The organism is Pseudomonas sp. HP_01, from assembly GCF_055284355.1.
Window position 1 is genome coordinate 138500 of the sequence record NZ_JBTOPV010000003.1, and the last position, 22853, is coordinate 161352.

A 22853-nucleotide genomic window follows, 5' to 3' on the forward strand; every position below is an offset into this window, starting at 1 on the left:
CTGACAACATCTGTCTCGTCATTCCAGGAAAGGGGCCGGATCACCAGCCCCCTTTCCAGCGTTACTCCTGAGGCTCTTCTTCGTCAGCCGCGGGATCCGCTTGCACATCGTCAGCGGACTCGTCGGTGTCGACGGCGCCAGTCACGTCACCATCAACCTCTTCTCCCTCGAACGCTTCGCCTTCCAGCTCTTCGCCCTCGACTTCCGATGGCTCCTGAACACGCTCCAGACCGACCAGCTTCTCGTCCTTGGCCAGCTTGATCAGGGTCACGCCCTGGGTGTTACGGCCCAGACTCGAGACTTCGCCAACACGGGTACGCACCAGCGTGCCCTGGTCGGAAATCAGCATGATTTCCTCGCCTTCCTGCACCTGAACCGCGCCGACCAGGCGGCCGTTGCGCTCGTTGCTGACCATGGCGATAACGCCCTGACCGCCACGCTTGTACTCAGGGAATTCGGTGATCGCGGTACGCTTGCCGTAGCCACGCTCCGAAGCGGTGAGGATCTGGCTGCCCTGCTCCGGGATCAACATGGAAATCAGCTTCTGACCTTCCGGTAGACGCATGCCGCGCACACCGCGAGCCGTACGGCCCATGGCGCGCACATCGGATTCCTTGAAGCGGGTGACCTTGCCGCCGTCGGAGAACAGCATGATTTCCTGCTCGCCATCGGTGACAGCCGCCGAAATCAGGATGTCGCCTTCGTCCAGCTCCAGCGCAATCAGGCCGACGCTGCGTTGACGACTGAACGCCACCAGCGGGGTCTTCTTGACGGTACCGTTGGCGGTCGACATGAAGATGAACGGCGCCTTCTTCTTGTCGGCGGCCTTGATGCGCGCCTTGCGCTGTTCTTCGGTCTCGTTGCTGTTTTCGAGGTCTTCGGCCTCGGCGTCCACGCCTTCGGCTTCTTCTTCGTCGGCACGCTTGCGCATGGCTTCGAGATCGACCGGCAGCATGGTCGTGATGTACTCACCTTCGCTCAGCGGCAACAGGTTGACCAGTGGACGGCCACGGGCAGCGCGGGACGCTTCCGGGATCTCGTAGGTCTTGAGCCAGTACACCTTGCCTTTGCTGGAGAACATCAGCAGCGTGGTGTGGCTGTTGGCGACCAGCAGGTGAGCGATGTAGTCCTCATCCTTAACGCCGGTGGCCGATTTGCCTTTGCCGCCGCGACGCTGGGCCTGATAAACGGCCAGCGGTTGAGTCTTGGCGTAGCCACCGTGGGAGATGGTCACGACGCGCTCTTCTTCCGGGATCATGTCGCCAAGGGTCAAATCCAGGCGCGCATCGAGGATCTCGGTGCGACGCACATCGCCGTACTCGGCGCGGATCAGCTCGAGTTCTTCGCGGATGACTTCCATCAGGCGCGTGGCGCTGTTGAGGATGCGCAGCAGCTCGCCGATCTGAGTCAGGATTTCCTGGTACTCGGTCAGCAGCTTCTCGTGTTCCAGACCGGTCAGGCGGTGCAGACGCAGTTCAAGGATCGCCTGAGCCTGTTCCGGCGACAGGAAATACTTGCCGTCACGCATGCCGTACTGAGGATCGAGGTTTTCCGGGCGGGACGATTCGGCGCCTGCGCGCTCGACCATCTCGACCACGGCGCTGGATTCCCACGGCGTACTGATCAGGCCTTCTTTGGCTTCAGCCGGGGTCGGCGAGGCTTTGATGAGAGCGATGACCGGATCGATGTTCGACAGGGCAACGGCCTGACCTTCGAGGATGTGACCACGCTCGCGGGCCTTGCGCAGTTCGAACACGGTGCGACGGGTAACGACTTCGCGACGGTGACGAATGAAGGCTTCCAGCAGGTCCTTGAGGTTCAGGATGCGTGGGCGGCCGTCGATCAGCGCAACGATGTTGATGCCGAAGACGCTTTGCAACTGGGTCTGGGCGTAGAGATTGTTGAGGATGACCTCGGGCACTTCGCCGCGACGCAGCTCGATGACCACGCGCATGCCGTCCTTGTCGGACTCGTCGCGCAGTTCAGTGATGCCTTCAAGCTTCTTCTCTTTGACCAGCTCGGCGATCTTCTCGATCAGACGCGCCTTGTTCAGCTGGTACGGCAGTTCGGTGATGACGATCTGCTGGCGACCACCGACTTTGTCGATGTCTTCGACCATGGAGCGGGCGCGCATATAGATGCGGCCACGTCCGGTCTTGTAGGCTTCGACGATGCCGGCACGACCATTGATGATCGCGGCAGTCGGAAAGTCTGGGCCGGGGATGTACTGCATCAACTCGTCGACGGTGAGGTCGCCGTTGTCGATGAGCGCCAGACAGCCGTCGATGACTTCACCGAGGTTGTGCGGCGGAATGTTGGTTGCCATGCCCACGGCGATGCCGCTCGAGCCGTTGACCAGCAGGTTGGGAATACGGGTCGGCATGACCGCAGGGATCTGTTCGGTACCGTCGTAGTTCGGCACCCAGTCCACGGTTTCCTTGTGCAGGTCGGCCAGCAGCTCGTGGGCCAGCTTGGTCATGCGCACTTCGGTGTATCGCATGGCGGCCGCGTTGTCGCCGTCCACCGAACCGAAGTTGCCCTGGCCGTCTACCAGCAGGTAGCGCAGGGAAAAGGGTTGGGCCATACGAACAATGGTGTCGTAGACCGCGGTGTCGCCATGCGGGTGGTACTTACCGATAACGTCACCGACCACACGGGCGGATTTCTTGTATGGCTTGTTCCAGTCGTTACCCAGTTCGCTCATCGCGAACAATACCCGCCGGTGCACGGGCTTCAAGCCGTCGCGCGCATCGGGCAGAGCTCGTCCGACGATGACGCTCATCGCGTAGTCGAGGTAGGACTGCTTCAGCTCGTCTTCGATATTGACCGGGAGGATTTCTTTGGCCAGTTCGCCCATGAGAAGCCTGATTCCTTTTTCTGGTGAAACCTCGCTCAGCCATCCGGGATGAACAAGGCTTGCCGCTGCCGACGATTGTCAGGCAACGACTTACGACAAATCAGCGAGTTATGCCATGAATATGCGCAGTCATAAGGGTCGCCATGCGCCCCTTTGGAAACCGCCGGATGGTACCACAATCGCCGTCAGGCACGAAGTGTTTGCAGGTGCCGCGAACACGCCGTTTCGCCAGCAGACGTCTGAGAAGCGCTCACAGAGCCCGATAGCGCGTTTGACGACGAATGGCATTATCGGCTGCGGGGTGATCAATGCAGGCGTTTACGGCACATCAGCAGGGCCATTTTCGCCGTATCGGGTCGCTCGACGATGCCCTTCTCGGTGACGATGGCGTCGATCAGATCGGCAGGCGTCACGTCGAACACCGGGTTGAAGGCGTCGACCTCGGCACCCACGCGCTTGCCGCCGACTTCCAGCAGTTCACGGCCGTCGCGCTCTTCAATGGGAATGTCGTCGCCACTGGCGAGATTCATGTCGATGGTCGAGCTCGGCGCCACCACCATGAAGCGCACGCCGTGGTGCATCGCCGCCACCGCCAGCTGGTAAGTACCGATCTTGTTGGCGACGTCACCGTTGGCGGTGATGCGGTCGGCGCCGACGATGACCCAGGTGATGCCTTTGGTTTTCATCAGGTGCGCGGCCGCGGAGTCGGCGTTGAGGGTAACCGGAATCCCTTCGTTAACCAGTTCCCATGCCGTCAGGCGCGAACCCTGCAGCCAGGGACGGGTTTCGTCGGCGTAGACGCGCTCGATCATCCCTTCCAGGTGAGCCGCGCGGATGACGCCGAGGGCGGTACCAAACCCGCCGGTAGCCAGTGCACCGGTGTTGCAGTGGGTCAGCACGGTCTGCAGATTGCCCTGGTGCTTGCGGATCAGCTCGGCACCCAGTTGCGCCATGGTCAGGTTGGCTTCGCGGTCGCTCAGGTGAATGGCCACGGCTTCGGCTTCCATGACCGTCAGCGGATCTTCGTGATCCTTGAGGCGATACAGACGCTCGCGCATGCGGTTCAGCGCCCAGAACAAATTGACCGCTGTGGGCCGGGAATTGGCCAGCAGGTCGAAGTCTTCTTCCAGCGCCATTTGCCAGTCGCCGCCTTCGGCCAGACGATCAATGACCGCCAGGACGATGCCGTAAGCCGCACTGATGCCAATGGCCGGCGCGCCGCGTACCACCATCGTGCGAATGGCTTCGGCCACGCCTTCAGCGCTGGTGTAGGGATGCCAGGTTTCTTCGAAGGGCAAGACCCGCTGATCCAGCAGATACAACGTGCCGTCCCGCCAATCGATGGCCTTTACCTTCTCAGCAGCCAGTAATCGATCGCGCATTGCACACCCCACTTGATGAATTTTTGAAAAGCCTGCCGCCACAGCGACGGTGCAAAGAAGCAAATCGCCAGCACCTTAAAAAGCCGCCGATTATAGCGAGCCGCCTGCGAAGACGCTCGGGTATACTTCGCCGTCCCTGTAATAAGCCATTGGATGCCCGCCCCATGCCCCATTCCGCTGCCCCGCTCGACCTGTTGTTGCTGCCGGACTGGCTGGTACCGGTCGAACCTGCCGGCGTTGTGTTGCAACAGCACGGGATCGGCATTCGCGATGGCCTGATCGTTTACATCGGCCCGCGCGCCGAGGCCCTGCGCCAGCCAGCCATCGAAGTGCGCGAGTTGCCGGGCATGCTGCTCAGCCCCGGGCTGATCAACGCCCATGGCCATGCGGCGATGACGCTGTTCCGCGGGCTGGCGGACGATCTGCCGCTGATGACCTGGCTGCAGGATCATATCTGGCCGGCCGAGGCGAAATGGGTCGATGAGGATTTCGTCCGCGACGGCACCGATCTGGCTATCTCCGAACAGTTGAAGGGCGGGATCACCTGCTTCTCCGACATGTATTTCTTTCCCAAGGTCGCCTGCGAGCGGGTGCACAACAGTGGCATTCGCGCACAGATCACCGTGCCGGTGCTGGACTTCCCGATACCCGGTGCGCGCAACAGCGACGAATCCCTGCACATCGGCATCGAGCTGTTCAACGATCTTGCCCACCATGACCGCATCAAGATCGCCATGGGGCCCCACGCGCCTTATACCGTCAGCGACGAGAACCTGGAGAAGATCCGGGTCATCGCCGATGAGCTGGACGCAATGATCCAGATGCACGTTCACGAAACCGCCTTTGAAGTGCACGAAGCCGTTCAGCAACGTCAGGAACGTCCGCTTGCGCGACTCCATCGCCTGGGCCTGCTGGGCCCGCGTTTCCAGGCGGTGCACATGACCCAGATCAGCGATGACGACCTCGCGATGCTGGTCGAAAGCAACTCCAGCGTCATTCACTGCCCCGAATCGAATCTGAAACTGGCCAGCGGCTTCTGCCCGGTCGAGCGCCTCTGGCAGGCCGGGGTCAACGTCGCCATCGGCACGGATGGCGCGGCCAGCAACAACGACCTGGACCTGCTCGGCGAAACCCGCACCGCTGCACTGCTGGCGAAAGCCGTTGCCGGCTCGGCCACCGCGCTGGACGCCCACCGTGCACTGCGCATGGCCACACTTAACGGCGCCCGCGCCCTGGGCATCGACGATCACACCGGCTCGCTGCAGATCGGCAAGGCCGCCGACATGGTCGCGTTCGACCTCTCGGGGCTCGCGCAACAGCCCGTCTACGACCCGGTGTCACAACTTATTTATGCCACGGGTCGCGATTGCGTGACTCACGTCTGGGTCGCCGGCAAGCAGTTGCTGCAGGACAAACGCCTGACCCGCATGGACGAAGAAGCGCTGACCCGAACCGCCAAAGCCTGGGGCAACCGCATCGCGGCAGATAAAGCCTGACCCATTGAGCGCCGCCACGGTCAGATACCGTGGCCGGACACCGAATTCAAGTTTTAGAGGATCACACATGAGCAACGTCGACCACGCCGAAATCGCCAAATTCGAGGCCCTCGCCCATCGCTGGTGGGACCGCAACAGCGAGTTCAAGCCGCTTCACGAGATCAATCCGCTGCGGGTGAACTGGATTGACGAACGCGTGAATCTGGCTGGCAAGAAGGTACTCGACGTCGGCTGCGGCGGCGGCATTCTGAGCGAGGCCATGGCCTTGCGCGGCGCTACCGTGACCGGCATCGACATGGGCGAAGCGCCGCTGGCCGTGGCACGACTGCATCAGTTGGAATCCGGCGTGAGCGTGGAATACCGGCAGATCACCGCCGAAGCCCTGGCCGAAGAAATGCCCGAGCAGTTCGATGTGGTGACCTGCCTGGAAATGCTGGAGCACGTCCCGGACCCGTCGTCGGTGATCCGTGCCTGCTACCAGATGGTCAAGCCGGGCGGTCAGGTGTTTTTCTCCACCATCAACCGGAATCCCAAGGCGTACCTGTTCGCCATCATCGGCGCCGAATACATCATGAACCTGCTGCCCCGCGGCACCCATGACTTCAAGAAATTCATCCGCCCTTCCGAGCTGGGCGCGTGGAGCCGTGATGCCGGGCTGCAGGTCAAGGACATCACCGGCCTGACCTACAACCCGCTGACCAAGCACTACAAGCTGGCGTCCGACGTCGACGTCAATTACATGATCCAGACACTGCGAGGGGTCTGAGCCATGCGCTTGAGGGCAGTTCTCTTCGACATGGACGGCACGCTGCTCGACACCGCGCCGGACTTCATCGCGATCTGCCAGGCAATGTTGGCCGAACGCGGCCTGCCCCGGGTGGACGACAAACTGGTTCGCGACCAGATCTCCGGCGGTGCCAGGGCCATGGTCTCGGCGGCGTTCGCGATGTCCCCCGAAGCGCCTGAGTTCGAGGCACTGCGCCTGGAATTTCTGGAGCGCTATCAGACCGATTGCGCGGTGCACAGCACGCTGTTCGATGGCATGGCCGAGTTGCTGGCCGATATCGAAAAAGCCAACCTGATATGGGGCGTGGTGACCAACAAACCGGTGCGCTTCGCTCGGCCGATCATGGAGCAACTGGGTTTATCGGAGCGTTCCGCGGTGCTGATCTGCCCGGACCACGTGACCAAGAGCAAACCCGATCCAGAGCCACTTTTGCTGGCCTGCAAGATGCTCGATCTGGACCCCGCCAGTGTGTTGTTCGTGGGCGATGACCTGCGTGACATCGAATCCGGTCGCGACGCCGGCACCAAAACCGCTGCCGTGCGCTACGGCTACATCCATCCTCAGGACAATCCCGATCACTGGGGCGCGGACGTGGTGGTGAATCACCCGCTGGAGCTGCGCCGGGTCTTGGATGATGCGTTGTGCAGTTGCTGAGGCGACAGTCCGCAACCAAATCCTTCACTGCGCCTATTTAGACATTAGAAAGGAGCCGCCATGTTCAATTACTCCGCCCGCCCCGATCTGCTCAAGGACCGGGTCATTCTGGTTACCGGCGCCGGCCGTGGGATTGGCGCCGCTGCCGCGAGAACCTACGCTGCCCATGGCGCGACCGTCTTGCTGCTGGGCCGGACCGAAGCGAACCTGAGCGCGTTGTATGACGAAATCGAAGCCGCCGGGCATCCGCAGCCCGTGGTCATCCCGTTCGATCTAGAGACCGCCCTGCCCCGTCAGTACGACGAGCTCGCCGCGATGATCGAAGCCGAGTTCGGCCGCCTTGACGGCGTATTGCACAACGCCTCCATCATTGGCCCGCGCACACCGGTCGAACAGCTCACCGGTGAGCAGTTCATGCAGGTGATGCACGTCAACGTCAACGCCACTTTTATGCTGACCACCGCGTTGCTGCCGCTGCTCAAGCTGTCGGGTGACGCATCCATTGCCTTCACTTCCAGCAGCGTCGGGCGCAAAGGCCGCGCGTACTGGGGCGCCTATGGCGTGTCCAAGTTCGCCACCGAAGGGCTAATGCAGACGCTGGCCGATGAAATCGACGGACTTGGGTCGCTGCGCGCCAACAGTATCAATCCGGGCGCAACCCGCACCGACATGCGCGCCCAGGCGTACCCGGCGGAGGATCCGACCAACAACCCGACGCCGGAAGAGATCATGCCGGTGTACCTGTACCTGATGGGCCCGGACAGCAAAGGCATCAACGGACAGGCACTGGATGCCCAGACCCGCTGAACCCTGCAGATCCTTCAGCGTTGGCTCATAAAAGGCGAGCGCACTGAACAGTGCGTTCCCTCAAATGAATATCTGACCGCTCCGGGCACCCTCCACTCGGCAGTTTTCCGTCATGCTCTGTATCGCGATGCTGTTGGATCCGATACGTTAGTCAAATCCAAGGCGCGAAAAGGTATCGAACCTGTCACCATCCGCCGCAACTTATTGATTGACAATACGTTTACCGCAGGCAGTCGACTTGGCACGAGTTTCGCTCTCTCCATTTCAAGCCCGTAGAGGCGAAGGAGCGGAACCATGAGTTTTCCAACCACCACCAATGCCATTGATTTCGACAGCGTCCGGTTGCAACGCCATGGTTTCGCGCCGCAGCACAGCCTCGCCCGGCCTGCCCTCGATTACGAACAGCTCAGGCGTCAGCTCGATCTGCAACTGCAGACCAGTCTCGAAGCGGACAAGATCCTGTCGATGCTTTTCCAGAGTGTTCAGCAGCTCATCCCGCTGAATGCCCTCAGCTATAAACATCTGCCCACCGATCTGCGCCTGGAACTGGGCGAACAGGCCCGACATAACGCCACCTACAGCATGACCCATGAAGGCGAGCAGTTGGGCGAGCTGTCGTTCCAGCGCGATCACCGTTTTGCCGAGCATGAGCTGGAGCAACTCGAGTCGTCGCTGTCGAGCCTGCTGTATCCCCTGCGCAATGCCCTGCTGTACCGCCACGCCAGCCTGAGTGCGCTGCGTGACCCGCTGACCGGTGCCGGCAACCGGATTGCCATGGAACAGTCGCTGGTTCGCGAATTCGAGATCGCACGCCGTCAGCAGCAACCGCTGTCGGTGCTGATGCTCGACATCGACCACTTCAAAGGCATCAACGACACCCACGGCCACGCCACGGGCGATGAAGTGCTGCGGGCCCTGACCAACGTGGTCAAGGATCGCCTGCGCAACATCGATCAGGTGTTCAGGTTTGGCGGTGAGGAGTTTCTCATCGTGCTGACTAACACCAGCCGTGAATCAGCCGCCCTGGTGGGCGAACGCCTGCGCAGCGCCGCGCTGCAACTCACTTATCCGGTAAAGGGACGGGCTGTGGACCTGACGGTCAGCCTTGGTTGCTCTACGCTGCTGCCGGGCGAATCGTCCGACAGCATGTTGCGCCGTGCTGACACGGCCCTTTACGCCGCCAAGCGCAAGGGCCGCAACCGCCTGGAAATGGCGGGCTGAACGATCAGGCGCGCTCTGCCACCCGGTGCTCCCGGACAGGGCCGTTACCTTCCTGCGATCGCTCCAGCGTCATGCACCGCTCAAGGAACAGGAACATGTACTCGTAACTCTTGCAGATCGCCATTCGCAGGTCGCTCTGCAATTGTTCGCTGGGGTTGTTGCCGGCCAGGGTGCAAATGATTTCCAGCGCTTCCCAGGGGTGGGAATCGTCGTACTGCGCATGCATCTTCAGCCACTTCATCGCACGCTTTCGTGTCTCCGAAGGGAACATATCCGCGTAAGTGTCCTGGGAGCAGACAACGGCCGACCATTCACCGGTGGCGCCTTCGATGGCGTAGTTGGTCGCCGCGATGGCCACCACCAGCGAATCAGACGAACAGCTGTGCCAGCACCAGTGATTCAACGCGTGAAGTTCAGACGGTACGCGCTGGGCTTGCAGGTCTTCCAGGGTCACCCCGTGGGCGGCGCTCCAGTTGACCCAGTAATCGGCGTGGTTGAGTTCGACCCGAATGTTGCGCATCAACCATCGTCGCGCCATATCTTCACCCGGGTGTCGGGCGAATCGGGTTTTGGTCAGGTTGTGCGCCATGTAGACCGCGAACTGTTCGACGACCGGCCAGCCACCAATCAAGTACTGGCGCATGGTCTTAGAACTGAGCCGCCCGTCACGCATGCGTTGATAAAGTTCATGCCCTACCACCTTGGCCTTGGCGTCACTGCAATCATCAATCAATTGCTGTGCCCAAGCGGGGTAACTGCTGGCATCCATCAGCGGACCGGTTCTAATGAACATATCGATCACTGTGTAGCTCCTTATGTGAGTGGCTTAAGGGTGTATTCAGCGAAAAGTCCCGGGAGCGCTGAATAACAGGGGGGTCTGCCTCGCGGGCCGTGCGTGCAGAGATTCGCAGGTGAATAATTGCGGTCGCTCGATAACGTACCCCTGAGCGTAGTCCACACCGATTTCCAATAACGCCTGCTCTATCTGAGGGCTTTCGACGAACTCGGCGATCGTCTGTTTGCCCATTACGTGCCCGATATGGTTGATCACTTCTACCATCGCCCGGTTGACCGGATCGTCGAGCATGTCCTTTACGAAACTGCCATCAATCTTCAGGAAGTCCACAGGCAAGTGCTTCAAGTACGCGAATGACGACATGCCTGCACAGAAGTCATCCAGAGAGAAACGGCATCCCAGACTTTTAAGTTCGTTGATGAACCGAATGGCGCTGCCCAGGTTGGCGATCGCACTGGTTTCGGTGATTTCAAAACAGATAAGTTCAGGGGGGATTGCGTAGATCTGGAACTGCTGTCGCAAATACTCGAGAAAAGCGTCGTCGCCGATGCTGGACCCGGACAGATTGATCGCACACACCGCCATCGGCCCTTTGCCGTGTCCGGACTTCAGACAGTCGGCAATGATCATGAAGACGTGCTGCACAACCCAGCGATCCAGAGTGGTCATCATGCCGTAGCGCTCGGCAGCGGGGATGAAACTGTCGGGCAGGATCATGCGCCCGGACTCGTCGCGCAGCCGCAACAGAATCTCGATATGGCCGTGGCTTTGCTCGGTATTGCGGCCCAGGGCTGCAATTTCCTGGGAATACAGGCAGAAGCGATTGTCCTCGAGGGCCATGTGCAGGCGCTGGATCCAGGCCATTTCACCAAAGCGGGTGGACAGATCGGAGTCGTCGTCGTGATAGACCTGAACCCGGTTGCGGCCTTTTTCCTTGGCCATGTAGCAGGCCATGTCGGCGGCGCGCAGCGAAGTCTCGAGCGTGGTCGGGACGTCGTCGATGTGCACCAGGCCGATGCTGACGGTGGTGACAAACGGCCGGCCTTTCCACACAAAATGCAGGCTTTCCACGGTTTGGCGCAGGCTTTCGGCGACCCGCTCGGCCGCCTCAGGCGCGCAATGTTCCAGAAGGATGCCGAACTCGTCACCGCCCAGGCGCGCGAGCGTGTCGCCTTCACGCACGCCCTGTTGCAGCAAGGTGCAAATGTGCCGCAGCAGTTCATCCCCTGCGGCATGCCCGCTGGTGTCGTTGACCAGTTTGAATTGATCGAGGTCGAGGAACATCAGCGCGTGCCGTGCAGGCTGCTCGGCCAGGCCGTTGAGGGCCAGCTCCAGGCGGTATTCGAACTCGCGGCGGTTGGCCAGGCCGGTCAGCGCATCGTGGGTCGCCTGCCAGGAAAGATTGGCGATGTACTGACGCTCCTGGGTCATGTCATGCAGCACCAGCACCGCGCCACTGACCTCGCCTTCGGTACGGATGGGCGAACCGACCAGCGCAACCGAAACCGTGCTGCCGTCCAGGCGCTGAATCAATCTTGAGCATTCACTGCCCCCGCCCAGATTGCCGCTGAGCATGCGCTCGATCAGGGTTGAGGTGTCTTTCTGGTCATTCTCGTCGAGCAGACTGAACAGCGCGGCCAGCGGCAGACCGGCTGCCTGCTCGTTTTTCCAGTGAGTCATGTGCTCGGCGGCAGGGTTCATGTAGACGATGGAGCCGTCGACATCGGTGGTGATGACGCCGTCACCGATGGACTCGAGGGTGATCTGAGCGCGCTCTTTTTCCATCTGCAGCGCAATCGCAAAACCATGGCGCTGTTCCAGCAGTTTATGGGTGCGCAGCAGTGCAAGGATGATCAGGAACAGTGCGGTGGCAACGTTGACCACCAGCAGAATCCGCAAGATCACCCGCGAGCCCTCCCCCAGCGCGTCGCTGAAGGCCATGGCCGCCGGCGTGACGCCTTCGTTGATGGCGCTGATGCGCTGTCGCCAGCCCATGACATCGCTGTTGCTGACGTCGCCTTCCTGGATCCTTGCGTGCATCTGGCGGGCGACTTGATCGAGCTGCACCAGGTAGTTGTCACCGACCTTCCACAGGTCAATGGCCTTTTCCAGGTAGCTGAAGTGCTGGAAGTTCAGGTAGAGCCAGATGATGCTCTGCGCATCGTCGGGATGGTTGCCACCTTGCAGAATCCCCGCAGTGGCGCGGGCGATGTCGGGCACCGGTTGATCCATCGCCAGACGCAAATCATGCCCGCCCTGGGGAATGGCAATCGCTTTCTGGTATCTGAGGTAATCGATGTCGTCGCGGCTGTTGGCGTAGAGGTTCAGGTAATAGATGGCATCTTTCTGCCCTTTCGACCACAGGCTCTCGCCGCCAATGTAGCTGCGCACCGCCGACATCATGTACAGGCTGACGCAACCAAGAAGTGCCTGTAACAGCACGACGGCGATAAATGGCCAAACGATGCCCAGAAGACGAGGCTTCTCGAGAGTCCGCTTTTGCTTCATGGTGTCCCTTTGATCAGCACTACCAGATACTCAGTCCCCCCACGCCAGGCAACCTTCCTGGAGCCTGAGAGACTTCGCTAATTTCCACGATGCGGCAGACAATCTCTCACATCTTTTACAAGACGCAACCAGCCAATTGGGTGGAGAGACGTAAATATGACGCTTCTCACATTTCCAGCAATTGGCTCTGCAGAGCATAGCCCAAGAATTGACGTGGCTCAGTGGCGATAAGCCATTTCGACGCGGACCTCCGAAACATGACAGGCTGTCTCACACTTGTTGCAGATGTCCGTAGAGCCTAGCGTACAGCCCGCCGTCCGCAATCAGTTGCTGATGGTCACCGTCCTCGGCGATACGACCGCCATCGAACACCAATACACGGTCCGCCTGTTTAACCGCCGACAGGCGGTGGGCAATGATCAGCGTGGTACGGCCACTGAGAAAACGGTTCAGTGCCTGGTGCAGGTTGTACTCGGTGGCAGCGTCCAGCGCCGAAGTGGCCTCATCGAGAATCACCACCCTGGGGTCGGCCAGGACCATGCGCGCGATGGCCAGCCGCTGGCGCTGGCCGCCGGACAGGCGAACCCCCGAGCGCCCGACCACGCTGTCCAGCCCCAGCGGAAGCGCACGTATCGTGGCATCCATCTGGGCGATTTCCAGCGCCTGCCAGCAGGCCTTGTCGTCCTGCTCGCGGCCCATCAGCAGGTTGGCACGGACGGTGTCGTTGAACAACGCCGGATGCTGCAAGACCACGGCGACGTTCTCGCGAACGGTGTCCAGGCCGATCTCCTGCAAGCTTGACCCACCGAAACGAATGACCCCGGACTGGGCGGTGTACAGGCCAAGCAGCAATTGCACCAGCGTGCTTTTGCCGCCGCCGCTGGCGCCCACAATCGCGACTTTTTCCCCTGGATTGATCGACAGATCCAGTTGATCGAGGACCAATTCGTCGCTATAGCCGAAGCTCAAGCCGCGCACGTCGATGCTCACGGTCTGCCGACCCGCGAATGGATTGGTTTGCCCCGGGTACTGAGGCTCGTCCGCCCGGGCCAGCAGTTCGTTGATGCGGGTCAGTGCGCCGCCGGCTGCATAGTAGGCGTACTGCAGATTCAGCAGTTGCTCGACCGGCCCGATCATGAACCACAGGTAGCTGAATACCGCGAGCATGTGGCCGATGGACAGGTCGGAGAACAGCACCGTGAGCATGGCGGCAGCGCGGAAGATGTCGATACCGAACTGGAAGAGCAAGCCGCTGGCTCGGCCCGACGCATCGCTTTTCCACTGGGACGACACCGCGTAATCGCGCACTTCCCGGGCGCGCAGGCCGAGCAATCCGAGGAAGTAACCCTGACGATTGCTGGCACGGATTTCCTGAATGGATTCGAGGGTTTCGGTGAGCGCCTGGGTGAAGCGAGAGGTGCTGTCGTTTTCCAGTTTCTTGAGGTGTTTGACACGCTTGCCGAGCTTGACCGTGGCGAACACCACCAGCGGGTTGAACAGGAGGATCAGCAGCGCCAGTTGCCAGTGCATCCACATCAGAATGGCAGCGGTCCCCGTGAGGGTGAGCATCGCCACGAGAAACTTGCTCAGCGTCTCGCCGACGAATTTGTCAACGGTGTCCAGATCCGTCACCAGATGCGCGGTGACCGTGCCGGTGCCGAGGCTCTCGTATTCGCTCAGGGAGATGCGCTTGAGCCGCTCGATCAGCCGCGTGCGGATGCGATAGACGATGTCCTTGGCGAGCCCGGCGAACAAACGCGCCTGAATGACGTTGAACACCAGCGCGCCCAGTCGCAGACAAAGTGTCGCCAACAGCATCAGGCCGATATAGCCGACGGGCTTGTGCAGGCTTTCGGGCAAAAACTGATTCATGAAGATCAGCGCCGAATTGCCTTTGCCCAGCAGTACTTCATCGACCAGCAGGGGCAGCAATAGAGGAATCGGCACCGAACAGAGCACGGCCAGCACAGCGAAGCCGTTGGCCACCCACAGCGATTTTCGGTGTTGCAGGGCAAGGCGGCGGATCTGCGCCCAGTTCAGGCGATCAACGGCAGGACGTTCATTAGCCGATGCGGCAGGATTGCGATGCTCCAGGTCGGGGACGTCAGGCACTAGCGTTGCGCTCCAGCCAGCGACCGAGCAGCGGCCCGAGGACATCGAGGGGTTGATAGCCGTTGGTCAGCAACGCCAGTTGGCCGTTGTTCTCGGCGAGCAGGGTCGGAAACCCGGCAATGCCGAGGTCCTGAACCCAGGAGAAATCCGACGCGGTCGCGGCGTGCTGCTCGACACTGTCGAAGGCTTCGGCGAACTCGATGCGCGGCACGCCGGCTTTTTCGGCGAGCTCCGCCAGCACCGAGCCGTGGGTGACGTCGCGGCCGTGAAGGTAAAAGGCCTGCTGGATTTCTTTGACCAGCCGCCAGGCGACGTCCGGCGCCAGGCTGCGCGCCGCAACGATGGCCCGGCAGGCGGGCGCGGTGTCGTAGACAAAACCGTCGGGCAAGGCGCCGTCAAAACGGAACGCCTGGCCCGTGGCCTCGTGCACCGCTTGCCAGTGTTCGAGAATGTAGCGTTTGGTCGCCGGCTCCAGCGCTGCGCCACTGCCGGTGCGCAATCCGCCCACCACCAGATGCAACGGCACCCCCGCCGCTGCCGCCTGCTCGACCAATGCTTCGGCCACCGGAGAAAATCCCCAGCACCAGGAACACATCGGGTCCATCACGTACAGCAGGCGGGTGGACATGGTTCAGGCCTCGTTGCTTGGGGTTTCAGTCGCCTGGCCGTCAAGCGCGCGGTAATTGCGACCGATCGGGTGCGGCTGATTGCGTGCTTTCGCCAAGTCGATCTGCTTCTGCCGGTCGATGGCGCTGCGGCGGGTTTTCTCGCTCAGCGAATCCCAGCAATGCGGGCAACTGACGCCTGGCGAATAATGCTCGCTGGCACGGTCCTCTGCGCTGATCGGCGTGCGGCAGGCATGACATTGATCGTAGTCGCCTTCGGTCAGGTCGTGACGCACGGTGACGCGATTGTCGAACACGAAACAGTCGCCCTGCCAGCGGGTTTCTTCCTGAGGGACTTCTTCCAGGTATTTGAGAATGCCGCCCTTGAGGTGATAGACCTCCTCGAAGCCTTCGCCGAGCATGTAGCTGGACGCCTTTTCACAGCGAATGCCGCCGGTGCAGAACATCGCGACCTTCTTGTGCTTCGCCGGATCGAAATGGGCTTTGATGTAGTCCGGAAACTCACGAAATGAAGTGGTCTTGGGATCGATCGCGCCTTCGAAGGTGCCGATCGACACTTCGTAGTCGTTGCGCGTGTCAATCAGCAGCACTTCAGGGTCGGCAATCAGCGCGTTCCAGTCCTTGGGATCGACGTAGGTGCCAACGGCCTTGTTCGGGTCAACGCCCGGCACGCCCAGGGTCACGATCTCTTTCTTCAGTTTGACCTTGGTGCGATAGAACGGCTGCTCGTCGCAGTACGATTCCTTGTGGTCGATATCGATCATGCGCGGATCGTTCTTCAGCCAGGCCATCAAGCCGTCGATGCCCTCGCGGCTGCCGGAGACCGTGCCGTTGATGCCCTCTTCGGCGATCAGCAGCGTACCTTTGATGCCGTTGTCGACCATCGCCTGCAGCAGGGGCTCGCGCAAGGCGACGTAATCGGAAAGGGTGACGAATTTGTACAGCGCCGCGACGGCGATGGGGGCGGTTTGGGTCATGTAGCGTCTCCAGGTGGTGACCCTCGCAAAGGGCCTACCGGGTGAATGATTCTGATGAACGCGCGCCCACCGGGCAGCGCGGCGCGGATTCTATCAAGAATCGACGACGGGCACTCAGGGTCGTGATCAGCGGGAATGAGGCGGGGTCATCAAAGAGTTAGCAGCGACACCCAACCTGTAGGAGCGCGCTTGCCGGCGATCACGGAGTGTCAGACATCGAGATGTACCAGACAAATCGCATTCGCGGGCAAGCGCGCCCCTACAAAGGTCGCGCTTTAGTCGTGCCCACCTGCACAGGTCGGGGAAGACGGCGCAGAGCCGAGCTTCGCCCATTCCTCCGGGGTGTAGGTGTGCAGCGCCAACGCGTGGAACTCACCCATCAGGCCACCGAGCAGGCCGTAGACCTTCTGGTGACGCTTGACTGCATTGAGGCCAGCGAACTGCTCACTGACCACCACCGCCTTGTAGTGAGTGTCCGTGCCGCGACTGTGCATGTGGCTTTCATTGAGCACCTGAAAGTACTCGGGCTGAAAGACCGTCAACGCGGATTCGATTCGCTGTTGCATGCTCATGTCAGGCTTCGCTTATGGCTTCTTGGCAGGAGCAGCCGGTGCAGCAGGCTTGGCGCCGGCCGGGGTCAGTTCCTTGGTCATGTCGGCAAGCAGCTTGTTGACCACAGGCACCGCGCTTTCCAGTTTGCTCTGGGTCAGCTGGAAGGACTGCTGGCTGATCTGCGGCATCTTGGCCTGGACTTTCTGGCCCAGTGGAGACTGGTAGAAGGCAACCAGGTCTTTCAGCTCGCTTTCTGTGAAGTTGGAGGTGTACAGCTTGACCATGTCAGGCTGCAGTTTTGGCCAGCTGATCACCTGATCCAGCGCGGCGTTGGCCTTGCCCTGATAGGTTTCGAGGGTGGCTTGCTTGGACGCAGGTGCTTTGGTTTCAGCGAAACGCTGAGCAAACATCTGCTGGACTTGCATGTAGACCGGCGCACCCAGTTGATCGGCGTGAGCCAGTTTGAGGAACGCTACAGCACTGGCTTCATGGCTGGCGGTATCGGCAAGAACCTGGCCGCTGGCACATACCAGAGCAACCGCAGCACAAATGGCACGAAGACGGGTCATCGAGTTTCCTTATCTAGCAAGCGAGGCAGAACCCCAAGGCCGGCCATTCTGCCCCGCTTTGCGCATTTCCCTCAACCCCTGAACCTACGAGCGGTTGTCCCGAGGACCTGACGGACTTCCCCACACACAGGTTTAGGGCGACCGGCCCGGGCCTTTTGTCGCACACTGTCCGCACCTGTTCCGACCGCACAGCAGCCACGGGGAACCCACCGGCTCCCCCGGTTACTAAACTGCGCAAATCGATCTTAAGGAGAGAGTCCAGTGAGCCGTACCGAAACCGACAGCATAGGTCCGATCGAAGTCCCCGAAGACGCTTACTGGGGGGCGCAGACGCAACGCTCTCTGATCAATTTCGCCATTGGCCAGGAGCGCATGCCGCTGCCGGTGCTGCACGCGCTGGCATTGATCAAAAAAGCCGCCGCCCGGGTCAACAACCGCAACGGCGACTTGCCCGCCGACATTGCCAATCTGATCGAGCAGTCCGCCGACGAGGTGCTCCACGGCCAGCTCGACGACCAGTTTCCCCTGGTGGTCTGGCAGACCGGCAGCGGCACGCAAAGCAACATGAACGTCAACGAAGTCATCGCCGGCCGTGCCAACGAGCTGGCGGGTGGAGTTCGCGGCGGCAAGTCGCCGGTTCACCCCAACGACCACGTCAATCGCTCGCAAAGCTCCAACGACTGCTTCCCCACCGCGATGCACATCGCGGCTGTGCAGGCGGTGAAAGAGCAACTGCTGCCGGCAATCGCGGAACTGTCCAGCGGTCTGTCCGAGCAATCTTCGCGGCACATGAAACTGGTGAAAACCGGCCGCACGCACATGATGGACGCCACGCCGATCACCTTCGGCCAAGAACTCTCGGCCTACGTCGCTCAACTCGATTACGCCGAAAAAAGCATCCGCGCCGCATTGCCTGCGGTGTGCGAACTGGCCCAGGGCGGCACCGCCGTCGGCACAGGTCTGAACTCGCCCCACGGCTTCGCCGAAGCAGTCGCCGCCGAACTGGCCGCGCTGTCCGGCCTGCCCTTCGTTACCGCCCCGAACAAGTTTGCCGCGCTGGCCGGCCATGAGCCGCTGACCGCGCTGTCCGGCGCACTGAAAACCCTCGCCGTGACCCTGATGAAAATCGCCAATGATCTGCGCCTTCTGGGTTCCGGCCCACGTGCGGGCCTGGCTGAAGTAAAGCTGCCGGCCAACGAGCCGGGCAGTTCGATCATGCCGGGCAAAGTCAACCCGACCCAGTGCGAGGCGCTGTCGATGCTGGCGTGTCAGGTCATGGGCAATGACACCACGATCACCTTCGCCGCCAGTCAGGGCCACCTGCAGTTGAACGTGTTCAAGCCAGTGATCATCCACAACCTGCTGCAATCGATCCGCTTGCTCGGCGATGGCTGCCGCAACTTCAACGAGCACTGCATTGCCGGCATGGAACCGGATGCCGCCAAGATGGCCGAGCATCTGGAACGCGGCCTGATGCTGGTGACCGCGCTGAACCCGCACATCGGCTACGACAAATCAGCGCAGATCGCCAAAAAAGCCTACAGCGAAGGCCTGACCCTGCGCGAAGCGGCACTGCAACTGGGCTTCCTCACCGACGCCGAGTTCGACGCCTGGGTGCGCCCGGAAAAAATGCTCGAGGCCGGCAGCAATGGCTGAATCCATCAGCGGCGCCACGCCACTGGAAGGCTATGGCAAACGCATTTTGATGATCATCGGCACGCCGAAAAGCATCAGCCTTGGCCACGCGCTGGGCGAGGCCTATGCCCAGGGCGCGCGCAGTCAGGGTCATGTGGTGCGGGTGCTCAAGCTTGACGAAATGGAGTTTGACCCGGTGCTGCGCGGTGGCTATGAGTCCGCCCAGACACTGGAACACGATCTGCTTGTAGCTCAGCGCGAGGTGCACTGGGCGCAGCATCTGGTGTTCGTGTACCCCGTGTGGTGGGGCGGTTTGCCGAGCCTGCTCGGCGGATTCTTCGACCGGGTGTTCATGCCCGGTTTTGCCTTCAAGGCCCATGGCAGGCACCACCCTTCCAATGAGCTGTTGAAGGGCCGGACAGCCGAACTGCTGGTGACGATGGACACGCCGTCGCGCTACTTCCGCTGGGTCTTCAAAGCCCCGGCCCATCGGCAGATGGTCAGAACGATCCTTGAATTCTGCGGGATCAAGACCACACGGCTGACGGAGTTCTCGCCGGTGCGCACTTCTAGCGAAGAGCAGCGTCAGCAGTGGATTCGTCAGGCCGAGGCGCTGGGGAAACGCTGAAATCCGGTGCCCGCACTGCCAGGAATGCGGCGCGGGCTTGCAAGTTGATGGAACCGTTAAGAACGCTACTATTCAAATGCTCTGACTTACGCTGTGGCGACGCTTGTCGCCCCTTTAGATCATTCGCGTACCGACCCAATGCCCGGAGAAGGCCATGTTAAGCAAGCGTGAACAAGATCCAGCCCCCACCGTTCGTTTTCGCAGCGACCGCGTTTCCCGTGTCAATGGCCTGTATTTCTTCAGCACGCGAGAAAATACCCTGGAAGGTCCCTTTATGAGCAAGGAAGACGCCGCGCGGGAAACCGAGGCTTACATCCGCCGCCTGCAGTCAGCCAGCCCTTATCAATCAGGCATGCCGTCCTCGCTTAACGGCTGACTCAACCCGCCTTTACGAATGATTGCGGCGAAACGTCTCTTCGCCCATTGCCGCAATCTGTCCGTCGATCAGCGCATCGAACGGACGCAACAAGCCCTCGAATGACGTCTCCGGTTCCAACGTGTGCAGCGCATGGACGATGGCCTCCAGCGTGGACAGCGCATCGGGACCCGGCGCCTTGCGCAATCGGTAGCGTGACGGCGGCGCACTCGTCAGCACCACTCTGGGCAGCGCCGCCAGCGACGGATTCAGGTGCAGCAGCTTGCGAGCCTTGCGCCAGGTGCCATCGGGCACGACGAGCAGCAACGGCACATCCTCGCCACTGCTGGCCGTCAGCGCAACGGCCTCCTCCCCCGGGAACAGCAAACACGCTCGGTAACCGGGCCGACTCAGCCACTTCGGCAGATCCTCGAACACCTCCCCCACGTGCAACTCCGCGTTCATCAGGCCAAGGGCTGCAAGGCGCGCCGTGTTGAGTGCGTGATTGACTTCGCTGGGATGCTGCAGGATCAACACCCGCGTCCGGCTGCCCAACGCGGGAATCAGTCCGCACAGGCAATGATCGGTCGGACGCAGGCAGCGTTCACAGCGGGCACGGGACATCGTCGGCTTCCTACAGTGGATTGAGCTGCGCTTTCAGCAGATCACGAAAGGTCTGGATCAGCGGCTCACGGCTGCGCCCGCGACGCAGAATCATCGAAAACGGCGCCTGATAGCCGAAGGTCGCTGGCAGCAAGACGCGCAGGTGCCCGGAATCCACCCACGATTGCGCATAGTGCTCAGGCAAGTAACCAATGTAGGCGCCGGACAGCACCAGAATCAGCTGCGCTTCCATACTCTCGACGGTCGCGGCGCTGTGCTTGAAGCCGTGGCGGGCGAGTTCGGCCTGGCTCCAATAGCCGCGTCCGACCATGCGTTGTTGGGTGATGACCGGTTCGGGAATGCGCCGTTCGGTATACAGCGCGTGGCGATTGCTGCAGTACAGCCAGTGCTGCTCGCGGTACAGCGGCTGATAGAGCAGGCCGTTCATGCGGGTGGAGAACGATCCGATCGCCAGGTCCAGGCGGTTGTCCAGCACGCCCAACTGCAGTTCGTACGGACTCATCACGGCAAGGTGCAAATGCACGGCCGGATGCTCCGCACTGTAGGCGCCTATGACTTCCGCAAAGGGCAAGGCACGGTCACTGACCGTCGAGTCCAGCACCCCGAGATTGAGCGTGCCGCGCAGTTCGCCCTTGAGCGCAGCGGCGTAGAGCTCGAAGCCTTCCAGTTCGCCGAGCAGGCGCAGGGTTTCCTGATGAAACAGCTCGCCTTTGCTGGTCAGGCTGAACCCGCCGCGCCCGCGATGACAGAGCACGATGCCTAACGCAGCTTCAAGCTGGCTCATGTAAGTACTGATCGCCGACGTCGAGAGATTGAGCTCTTGTTGAGCGCTGGCAAAGCCCTGATGGCGCACGACGCAGGCGAAGATGCGCAGCAATTTGAGGTCGGGGAGCGCGCTGGCCATGGGGCTTCCAGGATGTGTTTTCCGCGCAGCTTACCCGATACTTCAGGAATATCTGAACTAAGTATTTCACCTGGCCGATTGTTCGCGGCGGGCCCGGTCAACAGAATCGGGGCCATGCCGGAAGCCCGCTTCCGCCCCTTTTTGATTACCACCGATGAGGCATTCCCGTGGACAAGATTTTCCATCAACCACTGGGCGGCAACGAAATGCCGCGCTTCGCCGGCATTGCCACCATGATGCGCTTGCCGCACCTGCAAACGGCGGCCGGTCTGGATGCAGCCTTCGTCGGCGTGCCGCTGGACATCGGCACGTCCCTGCGCGCCGGCACTCGATTTGGTCCGCGGGAGATCCGCGCCGAATCGGTGATGATTCGCCCCTACAACATGGCCACCGGTGCCGCCCCTTTTGATTCGCTGTCAGTGGCGGACATCGGCGACGTGGCAATCAACACGTTCAATCTGCTGGATGCCGTACGCATCATCGAGGAGGCCTACGACGGTTTTCTCGAGCACGGCATCATCCCGCTGACCCTCGGCGGCGACCACACCATCACGCTGCCCATCCTGCGCGCCATGAAGAAGAAACACGGCAAGGTCGGGTTGGTGCACATCGACGCCCATGCGGACGTCAACGATCACATGTTCGGCGAGAAGATCGCCCACGGCACCACCTTCCGCCGGGCAGTGGAGGAAGGCCTGCTGGATTGCGATCGCGTGGTTCAAATCGGTTTGCGTGCCCAGGGTTATACCGCAGAAGATTTCAACTGGAGCCGCAAGCAGGGATTCCGCGTGGTCCAGGCCGAGGAGTGCTGGCACAAGTCGCTGGCCCCGCTGATGGCCGAGGTGCGTGAGAAAGTGGGCGGCGGTCCGGTGTACCTGAGTTTCGACATTGACGGCATTGACCCGGCCTGGGCGCCGGGCACTGGCACCCCGGAGATCGGCGGGCTGACCACCATTCAGGCGATCGAGATCATTCGTGGGTGCCAGGGGCTGGACCTGATCGGCTGCGACCTTGTCGAAGTCTCGCCGCCCTACGACACCACCGGCAACACCTCGCTGCTGGGCGCCAACCTGCTCTATGAAATGCTCTGCGTGCTGCCCGGCGTCGCGCACCGCTGACAGATTGAATTTGAGCCACCGGCCCCTTCCCGGCTAAAGCCGGTCCCACAAAGGGTGTGCGCTGCGTCAATAAGGCCAGACGCGCTGCTTTAGTGCGGCCGGGCGCGCTGCTTTTTAGTGGGACCGGCTTCAGCCGGGAAGAGGCCCGTATGAGCACCCTCGATTTTGCGGCGTGACGCCTGACGCCTTCCCGGCTAACGCCGGTCCCACAATGGGTGCGCTGCATCGGGCGCGCCGTTACAAAA

Annotated in this window: 20 protein-coding genes; 9 read left to right on the forward strand and 11 right to left on the reverse strand. The window is 61.3% G+C overall.

Features of this window, described 5'->3' with window-relative positions; all coding sequences use genetic code 11:
* Nucleotides 1-61: 61 nt before the first annotated feature.
* Together gyrA and mtnA are read right to left on the reverse strand one after the other, a co-directional pair.
* Nucleotides 62-2857 (reverse strand): DNA gyrase subunit A, encoded by a 2796-nt coding sequence (gene gyrA / locus ACYAR8_RS03980; protein ID WP_463579140.1) that lies wholly within the window; start codon nt 2855-2857, stop codon nt 62-64.
* Nucleotides 2858-3162: 305 nt separating this feature from the next.
* Nucleotides 3163-4239 (reverse strand): S-methyl-5-thioribose-1-phosphate isomerase, encoded by a 1077-nt coding sequence (gene mtnA, locus ACYAR8_RS03985; RefSeq protein WP_074890897.1) that lies wholly within the window; start codon nt 4237-4239, stop codon nt 3163-3165.
* 164 nt (nt 4240-4403) lie between these two features.
* Here mtnA and ACYAR8_RS03990 point away from each other — a divergent pair, with 164 nt between their 5' ends.
* From ACYAR8_RS03990 to ACYAR8_RS04010, 5 genes are all read left to right on the forward strand, one after another.
* Nucleotides 4404-5735, forward strand: coding sequence for a TRZ/ATZ family hydrolase (locus tag ACYAR8_RS03990; protein WP_463579141.1), 1332 nt, complete (start codon nt 4404-4406; stop codon nt 5733-5735).
* Between the two features lie 67 nt (nt 5736-5802).
* The gene (gene ubiG, locus ACYAR8_RS03995) at nt 5803-6501 is read left to right on the forward strand and encodes a bifunctional 2-polyprenyl-6-hydroxyphenol methylase/3-demethylubiquinol 3-O-methyltransferase UbiG (protein WP_074890900.1); all 699 of its coding nucleotides are present in this window, start codon (nt 5803-5805) and stop codon (nt 6499-6501) included.
* A gap of 3 nt (nt 6502-6504) precedes the next feature.
* On the forward strand, nt 6505-7176 hold the full coding sequence (gene mupP, locus ACYAR8_RS04000; RefSeq protein WP_074890901.1) for an N-acetylmuramic acid 6-phosphate phosphatase MupP: 672 nt from the start codon (nt 6505-6507) through the stop codon (nt 7174-7176).
* Between the two features lie 60 nt (nt 7177-7236).
* Nucleotides 7237-7983 (forward strand): YciK family oxidoreductase, encoded by a 747-nt coding sequence (locus ACYAR8_RS04005; protein ID WP_074890903.1) that lies wholly within the window; start codon nt 7237-7239, stop codon nt 7981-7983.
* 294 nt (nt 7984-8277) lie between these two features.
* Nucleotides 8278-9204 carry a GGDEF domain-containing protein gene (locus ACYAR8_RS04010; RefSeq protein WP_108120435.1) on the forward strand — a complete coding sequence of 309 codons (927 nt, stop codon included), beginning with the start codon at nt 8278-8280 and terminating at the stop codon, nt 9202-9204.
* 4 nt (nt 9205-9208) lie between these two features.
* Here ACYAR8_RS04010 and ACYAR8_RS04015 read toward each other — a convergent pair whose 3' ends face one another.
* The 7 genes from ACYAR8_RS04015 to ACYAR8_RS04045 all read right to left on the reverse strand — a co-directional run bounded on the left by ACYAR8_RS04015 (nt 9209) and on the right by ACYAR8_RS04045 (nt 17344).
* Nucleotides 9209-10006, reverse strand: a complete 798-nt coding sequence (locus ACYAR8_RS04015; RefSeq protein WP_108120437.1) for an iron-containing redox enzyme family protein — start codon at nt 10004-10006, stop codon at nt 9209-9211.
* 36 nt (nt 10007-10042) lie between these two features.
* Complete coding sequence (locus ACYAR8_RS04020; RefSeq protein ID WP_463579142.1) at nt 10043-12508, reverse strand: EAL domain-containing protein; 2466 nt, start codon at nt 12506-12508, stop codon at nt 10043-10045.
* Nucleotides 12509-12778: 270 nt separating this feature from the next.
* A complete protein-coding gene (locus ACYAR8_RS04025) occupies nt 12779-14665 on the reverse strand; it encodes an ABC transporter ATP-binding protein (protein ID WP_463579143.1) in 1887 nt (628 codons plus the stop codon).
* Nucleotides 14613-15248: a DsbA family protein gene (locus ACYAR8_RS04030; RefSeq protein WP_463579144.1), complete on the reverse strand. Its 636-nt coding sequence runs from the start codon at nt 15246-15248 to the stop codon at nt 14613-14615. Before ACYAR8_RS04030 ends, ACYAR8_RS04025 begins: the two co-directional genes overlap by 53 nt.
* 3 nt (nt 15249-15251) lie before the next feature.
* Nucleotides 15252-16223, reverse strand: a complete 972-nt coding sequence (gene trhO / locus ACYAR8_RS04035; protein WP_463579145.1) for an oxygen-dependent tRNA uridine(34) hydroxylase TrhO — start codon at nt 16221-16223, stop codon at nt 15252-15254.
* Between the two features lie 275 nt (nt 16224-16498).
* On the reverse strand, nt 16499-16795 hold the full coding sequence (locus ACYAR8_RS04040) for a BolA family protein (protein ID WP_463579146.1): 297 nt from the start codon (nt 16793-16795) through the stop codon (nt 16499-16501).
* A gap of 12 nt (nt 16796-16807) precedes the next feature.
* On the reverse strand, nt 16808-17344 hold the full coding sequence (locus tag ACYAR8_RS04045) for a DUF2059 domain-containing protein (protein WP_065992947.1): 537 nt from the start codon (nt 17342-17344) through the stop codon (nt 16808-16810).
* A gap of 261 nt (nt 17345-17605) precedes the next feature.
* Between ACYAR8_RS04045 and ACYAR8_RS04050 the strand changes: the two genes are divergently transcribed.
* From ACYAR8_RS04050 to ACYAR8_RS04060, 3 genes are all read left to right on the forward strand, one after another.
* Nucleotides 17606-19000, forward strand: coding sequence for a class II fumarate hydratase (locus tag ACYAR8_RS04050; protein ID WP_074890914.1), 1395 nt, complete (start codon nt 17606-17608; stop codon nt 18998-19000).
* Nucleotides 18993-19607 carry an NAD(P)H-dependent oxidoreductase gene (locus tag ACYAR8_RS04055; protein ID WP_108120447.1) on the forward strand — a complete coding sequence of 205 codons (615 nt, stop codon included), beginning with the start codon at nt 18993-18995 and terminating at the stop codon, nt 19605-19607. Before ACYAR8_RS04050 ends, ACYAR8_RS04055 begins: the two co-directional genes overlap by 8 nt.
* Nucleotides 19608-19761: 154 nt before the next feature.
* On the forward strand, nt 19762-19983 hold the full coding sequence (locus ACYAR8_RS04060; RefSeq protein ID WP_074890917.1) for a DUF6316 family protein: 222 nt from the start codon (nt 19762-19764) through the stop codon (nt 19981-19983).
* Between the two features lie 12 nt (nt 19984-19995).
* On the opposite strand, the gene ACYAR8_RS04065 is transcribed toward ACYAR8_RS04060, so the two are convergent.
* Together ACYAR8_RS04065 and ACYAR8_RS04070 are read right to left on the reverse strand one after the other, a co-directional pair.
* Entirely contained in the window at nt 19996-20586 is a 591-nt protein-coding gene (locus tag ACYAR8_RS04065) for a tRNA-uridine aminocarboxypropyltransferase (protein ID WP_463579147.1), read from the reverse strand.
* 10 nt (nt 20587-20596) lie between these two features.
* On the reverse strand, nt 20597-21490 hold the full coding sequence (locus tag ACYAR8_RS04070; protein ID WP_074890920.1) for a LysR family transcriptional regulator: 894 nt from the start codon (nt 21488-21490) through the stop codon (nt 20597-20599).
* A 167-nt stretch (nt 21491-21657) separates the two neighbouring features.
* Here ACYAR8_RS04070 and speB point away from each other — a divergent pair, with 167 nt between their 5' ends.
* Nucleotides 21658-22608, forward strand: a complete 951-nt coding sequence (speB, locus tag ACYAR8_RS04075; protein WP_065992936.1) for an agmatinase — start codon at nt 21658-21660, stop codon at nt 22606-22608.
* Nucleotides 22609-22853 lie beyond the last annotated feature (245 nt).